The organism is Streptomyces sp. NPDC030893 (assembly GCF_055571535.1).
Map to the genome: position 1 here is coordinate 1 of NZ_JBVIFC010000019.1, position 16,183 is coordinate 16,183.

Sequence of the window (16,183 nt, forward strand, 5' to 3'; positions counted from 1 at the left end):
CGTCGGCGGGGTCTGCCGACCCGGCCCGCGACGGCGGGAATCTTGTCGAGCAGCGGCTCGAGCTGGGTGACGTCGTTGCGGTTGCCGCCGGTCAGCGACACCGCGAGCGGGATGCCCTGGCCGTCGACGATGAGGTGGTGCTTGCTGCCCGGCCGTGCGCGGTCGACCGGGCTGGGCCCGCTTTTGGGCCCCGTCGGGCGGCCCGCACGTGCGAGGAGTCGATCACCGCCCGGTCCCAGTCCAGCTGGTTCTTCGACCGCAGCTCGTTCAGCAGCAGCTGGTGCAGTCGGTCCCAGACGCCGGCCTCGTTCCACGCCGCAAGGCGCCGCCAGCAGGTCATGCCCGAGCCGAAGCCGAGCTCCTGGGGCAGGTACTCCCACTGGATGCCGGTGTGCAGGACGAACAGGATCCCCGACAGGGCCTGGCGGTCCGGCACCCGTGGTCTGCCCTGGACCTTCTTCGGCCCCGGCTTCGGCAGCAACGGCTCGATCAGCGACCACAGTTCGTCCGACACGATCCACGGCCGCGACTGACGGTTTCCCATACCCAGACATACGAGCAGAGAGGCCGACAGCCTCATGATCAGCAGCTTTTGTTAGAGCCAGTAAGGGGGAGGGCATCGGCCACGGTGGTGGTGGTGGTGATCGTCGGGGTGGCCGGCCGGTGGTGTGCTCGCCGTACAACCAACCCCTCTGCTCGTGGGTCGTGATCATGGCGGCCTCGGCCGCCGTTCCGAGTCTGAAGCAGAGGACTGAATGAAGCACGACAGACGCACGACCTCCGCGGCCGCGACCGCGCTCGTGCTCGCCACCACGGGTGGACTGCTCACTGCCGTCGTCACGCCCGCCTCCGCCGCGGCCTCCTGCGCCTCGCCGGTCTACAAGCGGCAGTTCTTCGCGAACACCACCTTCGCCGGAAAGCCGAAGAAGACCGACTGCGACTCCAGGATCGACCAGAACTGGGGCACGAAGGCCCCGGCGTCCGGGCTGCCGGCGAACAACTTCGGTGTCCGCTGGACGGTGACCCGCGACTTCGGCTCCGGTGGCCCCTTCACGTTCCCCGTCGAAACGCGTGACGGCATCCGCGTCTACGTCGACGGTGTCCGCAAGGTCAACCTGTGGAAGAACGTCTCGACGACGGTGAGGAAGACGGTCAACGTCACCATTCCGCCCGGCAAGCACACCCTGCGCGTCGACTTCGTCAACTGGACCGGCGCCGCCAACGTCAAGTTCGGCTACCAGCCACGGACTTCGGCGACGGTCGACAAGGTCAAGCCGCGCACCCCGGCGGGCACCGCCGTCACGTACGCCGCGGCGACCGGCAAGGCGAGGATCACCTGGTCCAAGAACAAGGAGATGGACCTCGCCGGCTATCGCCTCTACCGCCGCCTCAAGGGCAGCGCGTACCCGGCCAAGCCGCTGGCGACCACGTCCTCCACGTCGTACACCGACACCCCGCCTCCCACCGGGCAGACGTACTACTACGAGGTTCGCGCGGTCGACAAGGCCGGCAACGAGTCCGCCGGCACCGCCGACCAGGGCGTCACCACGCCCGACCGCACGGGTCCGGCCGCCCCGACCGGGCTCACCGCGCACGGCGACCTCCACGGAATGGTGCTCGGCTGGAAGGCCGTGCCGGACGCGGTCGCCTACGAGCTGTACGAGAGGGACCCGGCCACCGGCTCGTACGCGCTGGTGAAGAAGCTCGCCGGCACCTCGTACACGCATCCCGTGGGGCACGACGAGACGCCGCACACCTATGTCGTCCGCGGCCTCGACGCGGCGGGGAACCCGGGGCCGTACTCGAAGCCCGTCACCTCCGACGGTATCGACCGGGCGGCCCCGGCCCCGCCCGTGAACCTGCAGGTGACGCCGGGCCGGACCAGGGTGCTGCTCACCTGGAACGCCCCGGAGCACCCGACGGCCGACGAGCTGCTCAATGACGCCTACTTCACGGTGCTGCGGTCCGAGGGCACCCGGCTCGGCGCGGACGCGGTGCGGGTCGCGTGCGCGGAGGAGAGCCAGACGTTCAACTCGGGCCGGAAGGAGTACGCGTTCGTCTGTTACGACGAGAGCGGGGAGCTGGACACCACCTACACCTACGGTGTCGTCCTCACCGACGGTCGCGGCAACGAGTCGGCGCCCTCCCGCACCGTCACGGTGACCACCGCCGACCGTGTCGCGCCGCGGCCGGTCACCGGACTGACCGCGACGCCGCGCGCCGACGGCATGCTGCTGCGCTGGAACGCCTCGGCGGAGGACGACATCGCCTCCTACCGCGCCGTGCGCGGAACCCGGCAGGCCGACGGCTCGGTCAAGTGGCTGGGCACCTGCACCGTGGGCCCGGACGCCGCGCAGGCCGCGCTGTGCGTCGACGTTCCGGACGGCCAGTCGTACGTCTACGCGGTCTACGCGGTGGACACGTGGGGCAACGCCACGGCCAGCGCCGACTGGGCCACCGTGACCGCCACCGAGCTGGACACCACCCCGGCCGAACCGATCGGCCAGGACAAGGGCCCGCTGTACGGCGGCGGCGGCTGGACGGTCTCCGAGGAGGCCAGGCCGGTGGAGTGGCACTGCTCCGGCGCCGTCTGCGCCTCGGTCACCGAGTACCGGGTGAGCCGCTGGAACCCGGAGACGGGGGCGTACGACCTGCTGGGCAGCGTCGCGCCCACCAGCGCCTACTACCAGTCCTACGACGACCCCGACCAGCCGCTCGGCTCGATCTCCTACTACCGCGTGGTCGGCGTCCTCGCCGACGGCAGCGAGACCGCGGCCGCGCATCCGTGGAAGATCCGGCCGGACCTGGTCTGAGGGGAAGCCGGTGGGAGGCCCTGCGGTCGAGCGGGCGGCGGGGCCTTCGCCGGTGGGGTCAGTAGTCTGCTCATGTGGTGGCGAACGAGGGTGACGACGGCCGGAGTTGGGATGCGACGCGGGTCTGGGTGGAGAAGGGGTTGTCCGGGGCGGAGCGCATCGAGGGTGTCGTGCGGTTGCGGGGCGGGTGGACGTCGGAGATGCGGCGTCTGGACATCTGCGGGCCGGGTGGCGGGCGGCGGTCGTTGGTCCTGCGGTCGTTCGTCAAGCCCTTCTTCGTACGTCATGCGGAGGGGCTGCTGAATCGTGAGGCGGCCGTGCTGCGGCTGCTCGGTGGCACGGATGTGCCCGCGGCCGCGTTGGTGGCCGTGGACCCGACCGCGGAGTACTGCGACCACCCGTCCTTGCTGATGTCCCTGTTGCCCGGGACCGTGCGCGTGGGTGATGAAGGGGCCGGTCCGCGTGCCGAGTTGCTGGCCCAGCAGTTGCTGCGCATCCACCGGCTGGCCGTGACCGGCGAGGCGCGGCCTCGTACGTATCAGGCGTGGGCCTCTCCCGAGCGGGTGAGTCTGCCCGAGGACACCGGTCGACCCGAGCTGTGGCGGCGTGCCGTGGACGTGATCCGACGCGAGCCCCCGGCGTACCGGGGCTGCTTCCTGCACCGGGACTTCCATCCCGGCAACGTCCTCTTCACCGGCGACGGCGACGCTCTGCGGATCGGCGGTGTCGTCGACTGGGTGGAGACCTCCTGGGGGCCGGCCGATCTGGACGTGGCGCACTGTTCGACGGCCCTGGCTCTGCTGCACGGGGTGTCCGCGGGCATGGGTTTCGCCGACCGTTACGTCGCGGCGGGCGGGACGCCGGCCGACGACCGCGCCGACCACCTCTACTGGCGTGTGCTCGACGCCTTGGGGTTCGCTCCGGACGCCGAGAAGGTCGCCGTACCATGGCGGGAGATGGGTCGTGTCGAGCTGACTCCCCACCTGTTGCGCGAGCGGCTGGAGGGGTATCTCCAGGCGCTCTTCGCGCGTTACGCGTGAGAGGTGTGCGACGGCTTGCTTACAGCTGGTCTCCGGTGCCGGCCGGTTCCGGAGGGTGGGGGCCGCCGCCGTCCTTGAAGTCCTGGTCGCAGGTTCGTCCGCCGGAGGTGGACTGGTCGTTGGGGATGAAGAGCACTTCGGCGACCTGCTCCGGGTGCTCGACGGCGATCCAGTCCTGGCCCGCGAGGTCACCGTCCCGCCCGGGCGTCTCGGACGAGTGAATGGTCCGGCATCCCAACGCCACGCGTTCCTCGTCGACCGCGCAGGCGTCCACGGCGGGGCCGGTCCTCTCGTCGGCGCCCTTGAGGCGGTAGTGGAAGTGGGCCCTGTCACCGTCGTCGGGCGTCTGCGGGTGGGGGGCCAGGCGCCAGCCGACCACCTCGGCGGTGACGCCGAGGGGCCGCCCGGACGTGTCCTCGACCTCCACCCTGACGCCCGCCTCACCGCGCTCCGCCGTCGTGTCGGTGCAGTCCCAGAGGAGGGAGGAGCAGCCGGACAGGGTGAGGAGCGTCAGAGCCAGCGGAACGCCGGCGACTTTGCGTGTCATGGGGTGGCGGTGAGGGTTTCGATGAGGTGGCGGGCGCGTGTCTTCTCCCTGAGGAGGACGTCGAGGAGAGGACCCGTGCCCGGGTCTGCGGTGGTGGAGGTGGTGGGGGTGGTCTCGTCGAGGTAGTGGTCGGTGGGGTGGGGGTCGGGTGGGAGGGGGATGTGGGCGGTGGTCAGTGCGTGGTGGACCGTGGCGTGGTCGAGGCCCAGGCCGGCCAGGTGTTCGCCGGCGGTGAAGCGGGGGTCGGGGGTGGGGGCTGTGGGGTCGGTCATGTGCGGGTACCGGTGCGCGACCTCGTGCGTGGCCAGGATGGCCAGCAGGATGTGCTCGGTGCCCACCGTGTCGTGGCCGAGGCGGTGTGCCTGCTCGGGGGTCTCCATGCTGACCCACCAGGCGGGCCGGGACGCCCAGTTGACGCCCGCGCGCTTGAGCAGCCAGCGCTTCCAGAGGACCTTGGGCCGATAGTGGGCGCGGCCGAGGAGGATGTCGCGGGTGGGGTGCAGCAGGGGGTCCAGGTCGTCCTCGCCGGGGCCGGGGCCGCCGTCGAGGAGGGACAGTACGGTCAGGGGTGAGGCACCGCAGGCGTGCAGCAGTCCCGTCGCGCGGTTGGTCGTGTCCGGGTCTGTCTCCGGGGTCCGGTCCAGCAGGGCCCGGAGCAGATGTACCGCCGTGAACTTCTTCGCGTCCTCGCGGCGGGCCTGTTCCATCGCCGCGGTCAGTGCCTTCGCCGCCGCGCCTGTGAAGCGGGTGTTGCGGCCGCCGTCCTCCCCCACCACGTCCCGCGCGGCGACGCTGCCCTCCTCGTCGTCGTCCCCGGTCCAGGTGACGCCCCGGTCCGCCGCGTTCCGCAGCAGTGCCGCCACCACGGTCCTGGTCGCCCCCGCGTCCGCGAGCGCCGTGCGGGCGGGCCCCTTGGCGGAGGTGATGCCGGCGAGCAGGTGGTCCGTGCCGATGGCCGACCCGGTGGACGCCTGTGCCGCGCCCCCGGCGGCCCCCAGGATTCCCACGGTGTTCCAGTCGGGCTCCTTGATCGCTTCCATGCTGCCTTTCCTCGTGACCGCGTGTGCCGGGTCTGCGCGTGCCTGTTGGTGGTGCTGCTGTGTGCAAGCTTCCCGACCCGGGGGCGGGGGCCGCATCGTTCGCGAGGCGTATCTGCGTCTGGTCCTTTGGGGTGCCACGATGCCGGTATGCGGGTCATCGTCGTGGGTGCGGGCCAGGTCGGGCACACCGTCGTCAAGTCGCTCTCCGAGACGCACGAGTGCACGGTGATCGACATCGACGAGGGGCGGCTGCAGGCCCTGTCGCACGCCTACGACGTACGGGTCACGCGCGGCAGCGGCACCCGGCGCGAGACGCTGCTCGACGCCGGTGTGGCCGACGCGGAGCTGGTGCTGGCCTGCACGTCGCGGGACGAGGTCAACCTGGTGACCGCCATGCTCGCCCGCCGGCTGTCGTCGGCGCGGACGGTGGTGCGGGCCACCGGAATGGACTACCTGGCGGCATGGCGTGCGGGCGATCTCGATGTGGACCTGCTCGTCTCGACGGCGTACGAGACGGCGAGTGCCGTCGCCCGGGTCCTGCACGTGCCGGGGGCCCGGCACGTGGACTTCTTCGCGGGCGGTGAGGTGGTCGTGCTCGGGGTCGACATCCACGAGGAGAAGCCGCCGTGGTTCGCCGGGCGGCCCCTGCGTGAGGCGGGGCTGCCCGGGGATTCGCGGGTGGTCGCCGTCGTACGGGACGGGGAGTGGGTCAGGCCGGACGGGCGGGAGGTGCTGCGGCCCGGCGACTGGGTGATCGTGATGGCGTCGCTGTCGGCGGCGCGGGCGTGGGGCCGGCTGGCCAGCGGGGCCGATCCGGTCGACGAGGTCGCGGTCTTCGGCGCGGGGCGCATGGGGACGGCCATCGCGCGGGTGCTGCTGGACAGGGGGATCGCCGTACGGATGATCGAGCCGGACGCGGCGCGGGCGCGGGCGGCCGGGAACGTGCTGCACCGGGCGCGGGTGTTCCACGCGTCGGGGCTGGATCCGGAGTTCCTGCGCCGGGAGCGCATCGGTACGGCGGGAGCAGCGGTGTTCGCGGGAGGGGACGACTCGCGCAATCTGCACGGGGCGGTGCTGGCGGGACTCCACGGGGTGAAGCTCACGCTGACGGTCCTCGACGACCCCGCCGCCGCCGAGGTGTTCGAGGCGGTCGGTGTCGACGTGACGATCGATCCGGGTGACGAGACCGCCGAGAAGATGGCCCGCTTCACCTTCGACGAGCGCACGCGGCAGGTGGCGATGGTGGGGGACGACCGTTTCGAGGTGCTCGACATCACCGTACGGGCGGACAGCCGGTACGCGCACCGGGCGGTGGACGCGGTGCCCGACGCCGGGGTGGGGGCGATCGTCCGGGACGGCCAAGTGTTCTTCCCCGACGGGAGGGACGAACTGCTGCCGGGCGACCGCGCCATCGTGCTCTGCGAGCCCGAGCACGTCCCCGGGATCGAGCACGGCCTGTGAGGCCCCGGCAGACGGCGCCGGGCCGCCGTCCGCGCCGGTGGCTGCCGCGCGGGCGGCTCGGTGTGGACCTGCGGACCGCGCTGGGGGTCGTGGGCGCCCTGCTCGCGTGGTTCGCGCTCGCGTTCGCCGTGCCGGCGGTCGTCGCGCAGGCGATCGGCGAGCCCGCGTGGCCCTTCCTGGCCGCCGGTGCCGTCACGGCCGTGACGGGTCTGACGCTGCAGCGACTGACGGGTGAGCGGTCGCCGCTGGGTGTCAGGGAGGGGTTCCTCGTCGTCGTCGCGGTCTGGCTGCTCGTGCCCGCGTTCGGCGCGCTGCCCTTCCTGCTGGGGCACGTCCCGCAGCTCGACCATCCGGTCGACGCCTACTTCGAGGCGATGTCGGGGTTCACCGCGACCGGTGCGACGGTGCTGACGGACGTGGACGCGCTCGGCACCGACATGCTGCTCTGGCGGCAGCTCACGCACTGGCTGGGCGGCATGGGCATCATCGTGCTGGCGCTGGCGGTGCTGCCGCGGCTGCGCATCGGTGGCCGCGAGCTGCTGCGTTCGGAGCTGCCGGGGCCGGTCGAGATGGAGTCGCTGGGGGCGACGATCCGCGACACCGCCCGGCGGCTGTGGAAGATCTACGTGGCGGTGACGGCGGCCGGTGTGCTGGCGCTGGCCGTGCTGGGGTGGGCGGGCCTGGACCGGCGGATGGGGCTGTTCGACGCGTTCTCCTACGCGACGTCCGCCGTGGCCCTCGGCGGGTTCACCCCGGACGCGGACTCGGCGCGGAGTCTCGCGCCGGTGACGCAGTGGGTGCTGTGCGCGCTGATGGTGGTGGCGGGGGTGAACCTGCTGCGGCTGTACCGGCTCGCCGTGCTGCGTCAGTTCCGGGCCGGGGCCCGCGACGAGGAGCTGCGTCTGTATCTCGCGCTGCTCGTGGTGGCGTCGGCCGTGCTGGCGGCGGAGCTGTTCGCGGACGGCACGGTGGCCGGGGCCGGCGGTGTGCGGCACGCGGTCTTCCAGACGGTGTCGGTGATGACGACCACCGGGTTCGCGACGACGGACTGGTCCGACTGGGGGACGCTCGCGGCGCTCACCCTGCTGGCGCTGATGTTCGTCGGGGCGTGCGCCGGTTCGGCGAGCGGCTCGGTCAAGGTGGTCCGTCATCTCATCCTCTTCCGTTTCACCCGCCGGGAGCTGGAGCAGGCCGTCCATCCCGAGGCCGTGGTCCCGGTGCGGGTGAGCGGCCGGGTGGTGGACACCGCCGCGCTCCGCTCCGCGCTCCTGTTCGCGCTCCTCTACGTGCTGGCCCTGGCGCTGGGCACGCTCTGCCTCGCCCTCGACACCGGGGCGAGTACGCCGGGGACCGGGGTGTTCACCGCGCTCGGCGCCGCCGCGGCCTGCCTCGGCAACGTCGGGCCGGCGTTCGGGGAGCTGGGCCCGTTCGGTTCGTACGCGCCGCTCGGGGGGCTGTCGAAGGTGGTGCTCACCGCGCTGATGTTCCTCGGCCGCATCGAGATCATTCCCCTGGCGGTGCTGCTCCGCCGCGGGTACTGGCGGGCGTAGCCACCACCGGGCTCCCCGCGGTGGGGAGGCTGAGGACCATGGTGAGGCCGCCGCCGGGGGTGTCCTCGGCCTGCAGGGTGCCGCCCATGGCCTCGGCGAAGCCGCGGGCGACCGCCAGGCCCAGGCCGACGCCGTTGCCGCGCGGGGCGTCGCCGTGGCGCTGGAACGGGGCGAAGATGCGCTCCTTGACGTCGTCGGGGACGCCGGGCCCGCGGTCCACCACCCGCAGTTCCACCCGGTCGGCGAGCGTGCTGGCCGCGACCAGGACCGGCTGGTCGCCGGGGCTGTACTTGACGGCGTTCTCCACGACGTTGGCGACCACCCGCTCCAGCAGGCCCTTGTCCGTGGCCACCATGGGGAGGCTCTCGGGGATGTCCAGGACCACGGCCGACTCCGGTTCCGGGACGCCGCCCAGGGCCAGCGGTACGACCTCGTCCAGGTCCACTTCGCGGATCAGCGGTGTGACGGTCCCGGTCTGGAGGCGGGACATGTCGAGCAGGTTGCCGACCAGGTGGTCGAGCCGGTCGGCGCCCTCCTCGATCGCCTCCAGGAGTTCGGCGCGGTCCTCCTCCGTCCAGTCCACGTCGTAGGACCGCAGCGACGACACGGACGCCTTGATGCCGGCGAGGGGGGTGCGCAGGTCGTGGCTGACGGCGGCGAGCAGGGCGGTGCGGATGCGGTTGCCCTCGGCGAGTTCCCTGGCCCGGTCGGCCTGGGACTTGAGCCGCCGCCGGTCCAGGACGACGGCGGCCTGTGCCGCGAACGCGGCCAGGACGCGGCGGTCGGAGGCGGGCAGCAGCCGGCCTGAGATCGCGAGCGCCATGTCGTCGCCGACCGGCACGTCCACGTCGGCGTCCTCGGGCCGGGCGACGGCGGGGGTGGCGCCGACGCTGCCGGCGCAGGTCCACGGGGCCTTGTCGTTCTCCCGTTCCAGCAGGGCCACGGAGTCCACGGCGAAGGTCTCCCGTACGCGGTCCAGCAGCGCCTCCAGGCTGGTCTCGCCGCGCAGCACGTTGCCGGCGAGGAAGGACAGGGTCTCCGCCTCGGCACGCAGCCGGGCCGCCTGGTCGGTGCGGCGGGCCGCGAGGTCGACCACCGAGGCCACGGAGACGGCGACGCCCACGAAGACCACGATGGCGACGATGTTCTGCGGGTCGGCGACGGTGAAGGTGCGCACCGGCGGGGTGAAGTACCAGTTGAGCAGCAGTGATCCGGCCACGGCGGAGGCGAGGGCGGGCAGCAGGCCGCCGAGCAGGGCCGCCGCCACCGTGAGCGCCAGGAAGAGCAGCATGTCGTTGGCCAGGCCCACGTCGGACGTGACGGTGCTCAGCAGCAGGGTCAGCAGGACGGGGCCGAGGGTGCCGGTCAGCCAGCCGGCGACGATGCGGGACCGGCCGAGCCGGGCGCCCCGGGCGGCCGGGAGACCGCGGCCCTTGCCGACCTCGTCGTGGGTGATGAGGTGGACGTCCAGGTCCGGTCCGGAGTCACGGGCGACGGTGGCGCCCACGCCGGGTCCGAGGACGTACTGCCAGCCCTTGCGGCGGGACGCGCCGAGCACTATCTGGGTCGCGTTGGCCCCGCGGGCGAACTCCAGCAGCGAGGTCGGGATGTCGTCGCCGACGACGTGGTGGAAGCTGCCGCCCAGGTTCTCGACGAGGGTGCGCTGGACGGCCAGTTCGCCGGCCGAGGCGGAGGTCAGTCCGTCGCTGCGGGCCACGTAGAGCGCGAGGACCTCGCCGCCGGCGCCCTTCTCCGCGAGGCGTACCGCCCGCCGTATCAGGGTGCGGCCCTCGGGGCCGCCGGTGAGGCCGACCACGATCCGTTCGCGGGAGCCCCATATCGCGCGCACGCCGTGTTCGCTGCGGTAGCGCTGCAGGTATTCGTCGACCCGGTCCGCCACCCAGAGCAGAGCCAGCTCGCGCAGGGCGGTGAGGTTGCCGGGGCGGAAGTAGTTGGACAGGGCCGCGTCGACCTTGTCGGGCCGGTAGACGTTGCCGTGCGCCATCCGGCGGCGCAGCGCCTCGGGGGCCATGTCGACCAGTTCGATCTGGTCGGCCCGGCGCACCACCTCGTCCGGTACGGTCTCGCGCTGGCGGACGCCCGTGATCGACTCGACGACGTCGCCGAGCGACTCCAGGTGCTGGATGTTGACGGTGGAGATGACGTCGATGCCGGCCGCGAGCAGCTCTTCGACGTCCTGCCAGCGTTTGGGGTTGCGGGAGCCCGGGACGTTGGTGTGGGCGAGTTCGTCGACGAGGGCGACCGCGGGGCGGCGGGCCAGCACCGCGTCCAGGTCCATCTCGGTGAAGGAGCTCCCCCGGTACTCCAGCTGTCTGCGCGGCACCTGTTCCAGGCCGTGCAGCAGCGTCCGGGTGCGGGGCCGGTCGTGGTGTTCCACGAAGCCGATCACGCAGTCGGTGCCGCGTTCCACCCGGCGGTGTGCCTCGGACAGCATGGCGTAGGTCTTGCCGACGCCCGGTGCCGCGCCGAGGTGGATGCGGAGTCTGCCGCGTGCCATGGTCCTGCTCTCCTGTGGCGGGAGGAGGCTCACGCCTCGAAGTGGTAGCCCATTCCGGGGTCGGTGATGAGGTGGCGGGGCCGGGAGGGGTCCGCTTCCAGTTTGCGGCGCAGCTGGGCCATGTACACGCGCAGGTAGTTGGTCTTGTTGCCGAGGGTGGTGCCCCAGACCTCCTGCAGGAGCTGTTTCTGGGTGATGAGGCGGCCGGGGTTGGTCACGAGGATCTCCAGCAGGTGCCACTCGGTCGGGGTCAGCCGGACGTCGCGGCCGTCCCGGCGGACCTTCTTGGCGAGCAGGTCGACGGTGAAGCCGTCCGTGGTGACCAGCGGGACCTCGGGGGCGTCCGGGGCGGTCCGGGTGCGGCGGACGGCGGCGCGCAGCCGGGCGAGCAGCTCGTTCATGCTGAACGGCTTGGTGATGTAGTCGTCGGCTCCCGCGTCCAGCGCGTCGACCTTCTCGTCGGAGGCCTGCCGGGCGGACAGCACCAGGATCGGTACGCGGGTCCAGCCGCGCAGCGCCTTGATGACGTCGACGCCGTCCAGGTCCGGCAGGCCGAGGTCGAGGACGACCACGTCGGGCCGGTGCGCCGCCGACAGGTGCAGGGCGGTGGCGGCGTCCGGGGCGGCGTCGACGGTGTAGTGGCGGGCCTGCAGGGTGATGACGAGGGCGCGGGCGAGCTGGGGGTCGTCCTCCACGAGCAGCACCCGGGTCATCGGCGTGGGCCCTTCCTGTCGTTCTTCCATCAGTGTCGGGCCACGAGTTCCCTGAGCGCGATGTTGAGCTCCAGCACGTTGACCCGGGGTTCGCCGAGGAACCCGAGGGTACGGCCGTCGGTGTGCTCCTCGACGAGACCGGCGACGCGGGCGACGGGCAGGCCGTTGCGCTCGGCGACCCGGTGCACCTGGAGCTCGGCGTACCGGGGGGAGATGTGCGGGTCGAGGCCGGAGCCGGAGGAGGTGACCGCGTCCGCGGGCACGTCGGAGGGGTCGACGGTGTGGCCGGCCACGGAGTTGTCCCTGACGACCGCGGCCTTGGCGTCCTTCACCCACTGGACCAGTTCGGGGTTGTCGGCGGCGCGGTTGGTGGCGCCGGACAGGATGAGGTCGTACTGGGTGTTGACGCTGTTGGTGCCGAGGCCGTTCGCGGGGCGGCCCTGGAACCACTTGAGGTCGGGTTCGGGGGTCTCCTGCCCCTCCTTCAGCGGCAGGGTGTACGACTGCCCGATCAGGGAGGAGCCGACGACCTCGCCGTCCGCGGTGATCTCGGAGCCGTTCGCCTTCCCGGGGAACAGCGCCTGGGCGACGCCGGTGACGGCGAGGGGGTAGACGATGCCGGTGACCACGGTCAGTGCGAGGAGGGCGCGCAGGCCCGCCCCGAGCAGCCGGGCGGTGTTGGTGGCGGAGTGGTTCATGGTGATCAGCCGATTCCGGGGACGAGGGAGACGAGCAGGTCGATGAGCTTGATGCCGAGGAACGGGGCGATCAGCCCGCCGAGCCCGTAGACGGCGAGGTTGCGGCGGAGCATCCGGTCGGCGCTGACCGGCCGGTACCGCACTCCCTTCAGGGCGAGCGGGACCAGCGCGACGATGACCAGCGCGTTGAAGATCACCGCCGAGAGGATCGCGGAGTCGGGTGAGGACAGCCGCATGATGTTGAGCGTGTCCAGGCCCGGGTAGACGGCGGCGAACAGGGCCGGGATGATCGCGAAGTACTTGGCGACGTCGTTGGCGATGGAGAACGTCGTGAGCGCGCCCCGGGTGATGAGGAGCTGCTTGCCGATCTCGACGATCTCGATGAGCTTGGTGGGGTCGGAGTCGAGGTCGACCATGTTGCCGGCCTCCTTGGCGGCCGACGTGCCCGTGTTCATGGCGACGCCGACGTCCGCCTGGGCCAGCGCGGGCGCGTCGTTGGTGCCGTCGCCGGTCATCGCGACGAGTTTGCCGCCGGCCTGCTCCCGCTTGATGAGGGCCATCTTGTCCTCGGGGGTGGCCTCGGCGAGGAAGTCGTCGACGCCGGCCTCCTCGGCGATCGCCTTGGCCGTCAGCGGGTTGTCGCCGGTGATCATGACGGTCTTGATGCCCATGCGGCGCAGTTCCGCGAACCGTTCGCGCATCCCGTCCTTGACGACGTCCTTGAGGTGGATCACCCCGAGGACCCGGGCGCCGCGCTCGTCCTCGACGGCGACCAGCAGGGGCGTGCCGCCCTCCGCGGAGATGCGGTCGGCGGTCTCGCCGGCGTCCCCGGGCACCGTGCCGCCGCGCTCGCGGACCCAGGCGATGACCGAGCCCGTGGCGCCCTTGCGGACCTTGCGGCCGCCGGCGTCCACGCCGGACATACGGGTCTGCGCGGTGAACCCGATCCATTCGGCGGCCGCGAGCTCGCCCTGGTGGCGTTCGCGCAGCCCGTACTTCTCCTTGGCGAGGACCACGACGGAGCGGCCCTCGGGTGTCTCGTCGGCCAGGGAGGAGAGCTGGGCGGCGTCCGCCAGCTCCGCCTCGGTGGTGCCGCGCACCGGCACGAAGGCGGCGGCCTGCCGGTTGCCGAGGGTGATCGTGCCGGTCTTGTCCAGCAGCAGCGTGGAGACGTCACCGGCGGCCTCGACGGCGCGGCCCGACATGGCCAGCACGTTGCGCTGCACCAGCCGGTCCATGCCGGCGATGCCGATCGCGGAGAGCAGGGCGCCGATCGTGGTCGGGATCAGGCAGACCAGCAGCGCCACCAGCACGATCATCGACAGTTCGGTGCCGGCGTACTCGGCGAACGGGGTCAGCGTGGTGCAGGCCAGCAGGAAGACGATGGTCAGCGAGGCGAGCAGGATGTTCAGCGCGATCTCGTTGGGCGTCTTCTGCCGCGCCGCGCCCTCGACGAGGCCGATCATCCGGTCGATGAAGGTCTCGCCCGGCTTGGTGGTGATCCGCACGACGATACGGTCGGAGAGGACCTTCGTCCCGCCGGTGACGGCGCTGCGGTCGCCGCCCGACTCGCGGATGACGGGTGCCGACTCGCCGGTGATCGCCGACTCGTCGACCGAGGCGACGCCCTCGACGACGTCGCCGTCGCCCGGGATGACGTCACCGGCCTCGCAGATCACCAGGTCACCGATGCGCAGCCCGGTGCCGGGGACCCGTTCCTCGCGCGCGCCGGCCAGGCGGCGGGCGACGGTGTCGGTCTTGGCCTTGCGCAGGGTGTCGGCCTGTGCTTTGCCCCGGCCCTCGGCGACCGCCTCCGCCAGGTTGGCGAAGAGCACGGTGAGCCAGAGCCAGGCGCTGATGGTCCAGCCGAACCAGTCGCCGGGGTGGGCGAAGGAGAACACCGTGGTCAGTACGGACCCGATGAGGACGACGAACATGACCGGCGACTTCACCATCACCCGCGGGTCCAGCTTGCGGAAGGCGTCCGGCAGTGACCTGATCAGTTGCTTCGGGTCGAAGAGGCCCGTGCCGACACGGCCCTCGTCGGAGGTGTGCCCGGTGGGTGCGTCGCGGTGCGGCGCCCGGGTCGGGGTGGCTGTGGACATCGAGTCCTCGTGTTCGTGCGTGTCGGTGGTCATGCCGCCAGCCCTTCGGCGAGCGGGCCCAGCGCCAGCGCCGGGAAGTAGGTCAGACCGGTGATGATCAGGACGGCGCCCACCAGCAGGCCGGCGAAGAGCGGCTTCTCGGTGCGCAGGGTGCCGGCGGTGGCCGGGACGGGCTGCTGCCGGGCGAGGGAGCCGGCGAGCGCCAGCACGAACACCATGGGCAGGAAACGGCCGAGCAGCATGGCCAGGCCCAGGGTGGTGTTGAACCACTGGGTGTCGGCGTTGAGTCCGGCGAAGGCGGAGCCGTTGTTGTTGGCCGCGGAGGTGTAGGCGTAGAGGATCTCGGTGAAGCCGTGCGCGCCGCTGTTGGTCATGGAGTCGCCCGGGGTGGGCAGGGCCATCGCCGCGGCGGTGAGGCTCAGCACCAGCGCCGGGGTGATGAGGATGTAGCAGGCGGCGCACTTGATCTCGCGGGTGCCGATCTTCTTGCCCAGGTACTCGGGGGTGCGGCCGACCATCAGACCGGCGAGGAACACCGCGATGACCGCCATGATCAGCATGCCGTAGAGGCCGGAGCCGACACCGCCGGGGGCGATCTCGCCGAGCATCATGCCGAGCAGGGTGATGCCGCCGCCGAGGCCGGTGAAGGAGGAGTGGAAGGAGTCCACGGCGCCGGTGGAGGTCAGGGTGGTGGACACGGCGAAGAGCGACGAGCCGCCGATGCCGAAGCGCAGCTCCTTGCCCTCCATCGCGCCGCCCGCGAGTTCCGGGGCCGGGCCGTGGTGGGAGAACTCGGTCCACATCATCAGGGCGACGAAGCCGGCCCAGATGGTGCCCATGGTGGCGAGGATCGCGTAGCCCTGGCGGACCGAGCCGGTCATGATGCCGAAGGCCCGGGTGAGGCAGACCGGGATCAGCAGGATCAGGAAGATCTCGAAGAGGTTGGTGAACGGGGTGGGGTTCTCGAAGGGGTGGGCGGAGTTGGCGTTGAAGTAGCCGCCGCCGTTGGTGCCGAGTTCCTTGATGGCCTCCTGGGAGGCGACCGCGCCGCCGTTCCACTCCTGGGCGCCGCCCGTGAACTGGCCGACCTCGTGGATGCCGGAGAAGTTCTGGATCACACCGCAGGCCGCGAGGACGACCGCGGCGACCGCGGCGATCGGCACCAGGACCCGGACGACGCCGCGGACCAGGTCCGCCCAGAAGTTGCCGAGTTCACCGGTGCGGGACCGGGCGAAACCGCGGACGAGGGCGACGGCCACGGCGATGCCGACGGCGGCGGAGACGAAGTTCTGCACGGCCAGACCGGCGGTCTGCACGATGTGGCCCATGGCCTGTTCGCCGTAGTACGACTGCCAGTTGGTGTTGGTGACGAAGGAGACGGCGGTGTTGAACGCCTGGTCGGGGTCGACGGCGGTGAAGCCGAGCGAGCCGGGCAGGACGCCCTGGAGCCGCTGGAGCAGGTAGAGGAAGAGGACACCGGCGAGGGAGAAGGCGAGCACGCCGCGCAGGTACGCGGACCAGCGCATCTCCGCGTCCGGGTCGGCACCGATGCCCTTGTAGATCCATCTCTCGACGCGCAGGTGCCTGGGCGAGGAGTAGACCCTGGCCAGGTAGGCGCCGAGGGGGCGGTAGGCGAGCGCCAGCGCGGTGACGAGCGCGAGCGTCTGGAGCACGCCGGCGAGGACGGGGCTCATGGGG

The 16,183-nt window shown here is 71.9% G+C and carries 11 protein-coding genes and 1 pseudogene; 4 read left to right on the forward strand and 8 right to left on the reverse strand.

Features of this window, described 5'->3' with window-relative positions; all coding sequences use genetic code 11:
• Window positions 1–544 (reverse strand): annotated as a pseudogene (locus tag ACZ434_RS28095) (IS5 family transposase); the annotation flags it as partial.
• Window positions 545–755: 211 nt separating this feature from the next.
• Between ACZ434_RS28095 and ACZ434_RS28100 the strand changes: the two are divergent.
• Together ACZ434_RS28100 and ACZ434_RS28105 are read left to right on the forward strand one after the other, a co-directional pair.
• On the forward strand, window positions 756–2,813 hold the full coding sequence (locus ACZ434_RS28100; RefSeq protein WP_468460643.1) for a PA14 domain-containing protein: 2,058 nt from the start codon (window positions 756–758) through the stop codon (window positions 2,811–2,813).
• A gap of 74 nt (window positions 2,814–2,887) precedes the next feature.
• Window positions 2,888–3,853: a phosphotransferase family protein gene (locus ACZ434_RS28105; protein ID WP_468460645.1), complete on the forward strand. Its 966-nt coding sequence runs from the start codon at window positions 2,888–2,890 to the stop codon at window positions 3,851–3,853.
• A gap of 19 nt (window positions 3,854–3,872) precedes the next feature.
• Here ACZ434_RS28105 and ACZ434_RS28110 read toward each other — a convergent pair whose 3' ends face one another.
• On the reverse strand, window positions 3,873–4,400 hold the full coding sequence (locus ACZ434_RS28110; RefSeq protein WP_468460647.1) for a hypothetical protein: 528 nt from the start codon (window positions 4,398–4,400) through the stop codon (window positions 3,873–3,875).
• Entirely contained in the window at window positions 4,397–5,440 is a 1,044-nt protein-coding gene (locus ACZ434_RS28115; protein ID WP_468460649.1) for a Clp protease N-terminal domain-containing protein, read from the reverse strand. The genes ACZ434_RS28110 and ACZ434_RS28115 overlap by 4 nt, the downstream gene beginning before the upstream one ends.
• 147 nt (window positions 5,441–5,587) lie before the next feature.
• Here ACZ434_RS28115 and trkA point away from each other — a divergent pair, with 147 nt between their 5' ends.
• Together trkA and ACZ434_RS28125 are read left to right on the forward strand one after the other, a co-directional pair.
• Window positions 5,588–6,901 (forward strand): Trk system potassium transporter TrkA, encoded by a 1,314-nt coding sequence (trkA, locus tag ACZ434_RS28120; RefSeq protein WP_468460651.1) that lies wholly within the window; start codon window positions 5,588–5,590, stop codon window positions 6,899–6,901.
• The gene (locus ACZ434_RS28125) at window positions 6,898–8,451 is read left to right on the forward strand and encodes a TrkH family potassium uptake protein (RefSeq protein ID WP_468460653.1); all 1,554 of its coding nucleotides are present in this window, start codon (window positions 6,898–6,900) and stop codon (window positions 8,449–8,451) included. The genes trkA and ACZ434_RS28125 overlap by 4 nt, the downstream gene beginning before the upstream one ends.
• Here ACZ434_RS28125 and ACZ434_RS28130 read toward each other — a convergent pair.
• Genes ACZ434_RS28130 through kdpA form a run of 5 tightly spaced genes read right to left on the reverse strand, consistent with a single transcriptional unit; the run spans window position 8,405 to window position 16,179 of the window.
• Window positions 8,405–10,969, reverse strand: coding sequence for a sensor histidine kinase (locus ACZ434_RS28130; RefSeq protein WP_468460655.1), 2,565 nt, complete (start codon window positions 10,967–10,969; stop codon window positions 8,405–8,407). The genes ACZ434_RS28125 and ACZ434_RS28130 overlap by 47 nt on opposite strands.
• Window positions 10,970–10,998: 29 nt before the next feature.
• A complete protein-coding gene (locus ACZ434_RS28135) occupies window positions 10,999–11,682 on the reverse strand; it encodes a response regulator (protein ID WP_468460657.1) in 684 nt (227 codons plus the stop codon).
• Between the two features lie 29 nt (window positions 11,683–11,711).
• Entirely contained in the window at window positions 11,712–12,380 is a 669-nt protein-coding gene (locus ACZ434_RS28140) for a potassium-transporting ATPase subunit C (protein WP_468460659.1), read from the reverse strand.
• Window positions 12,381–12,385: 5 nt separating this feature from the next.
• Window positions 12,386–14,518, reverse strand: coding sequence for a potassium-transporting ATPase subunit KdpB (gene kdpB, locus ACZ434_RS28145; RefSeq protein ID WP_468460661.1), 2,133 nt, complete (start codon window positions 14,516–14,518; stop codon window positions 12,386–12,388).
• The gene (gene kdpA, locus ACZ434_RS28150) at window positions 14,515–16,179 is read right to left on the reverse strand and encodes a potassium-transporting ATPase subunit KdpA (RefSeq protein WP_468460663.1); all 1,665 of its coding nucleotides are present in this window, start codon (window positions 16,177–16,179) and stop codon (window positions 14,515–14,517) included. Before kdpA ends, kdpB begins: the two co-directional genes overlap by 4 nt.
• Window positions 16,180–16,183 lie beyond the last annotated feature (4 nt).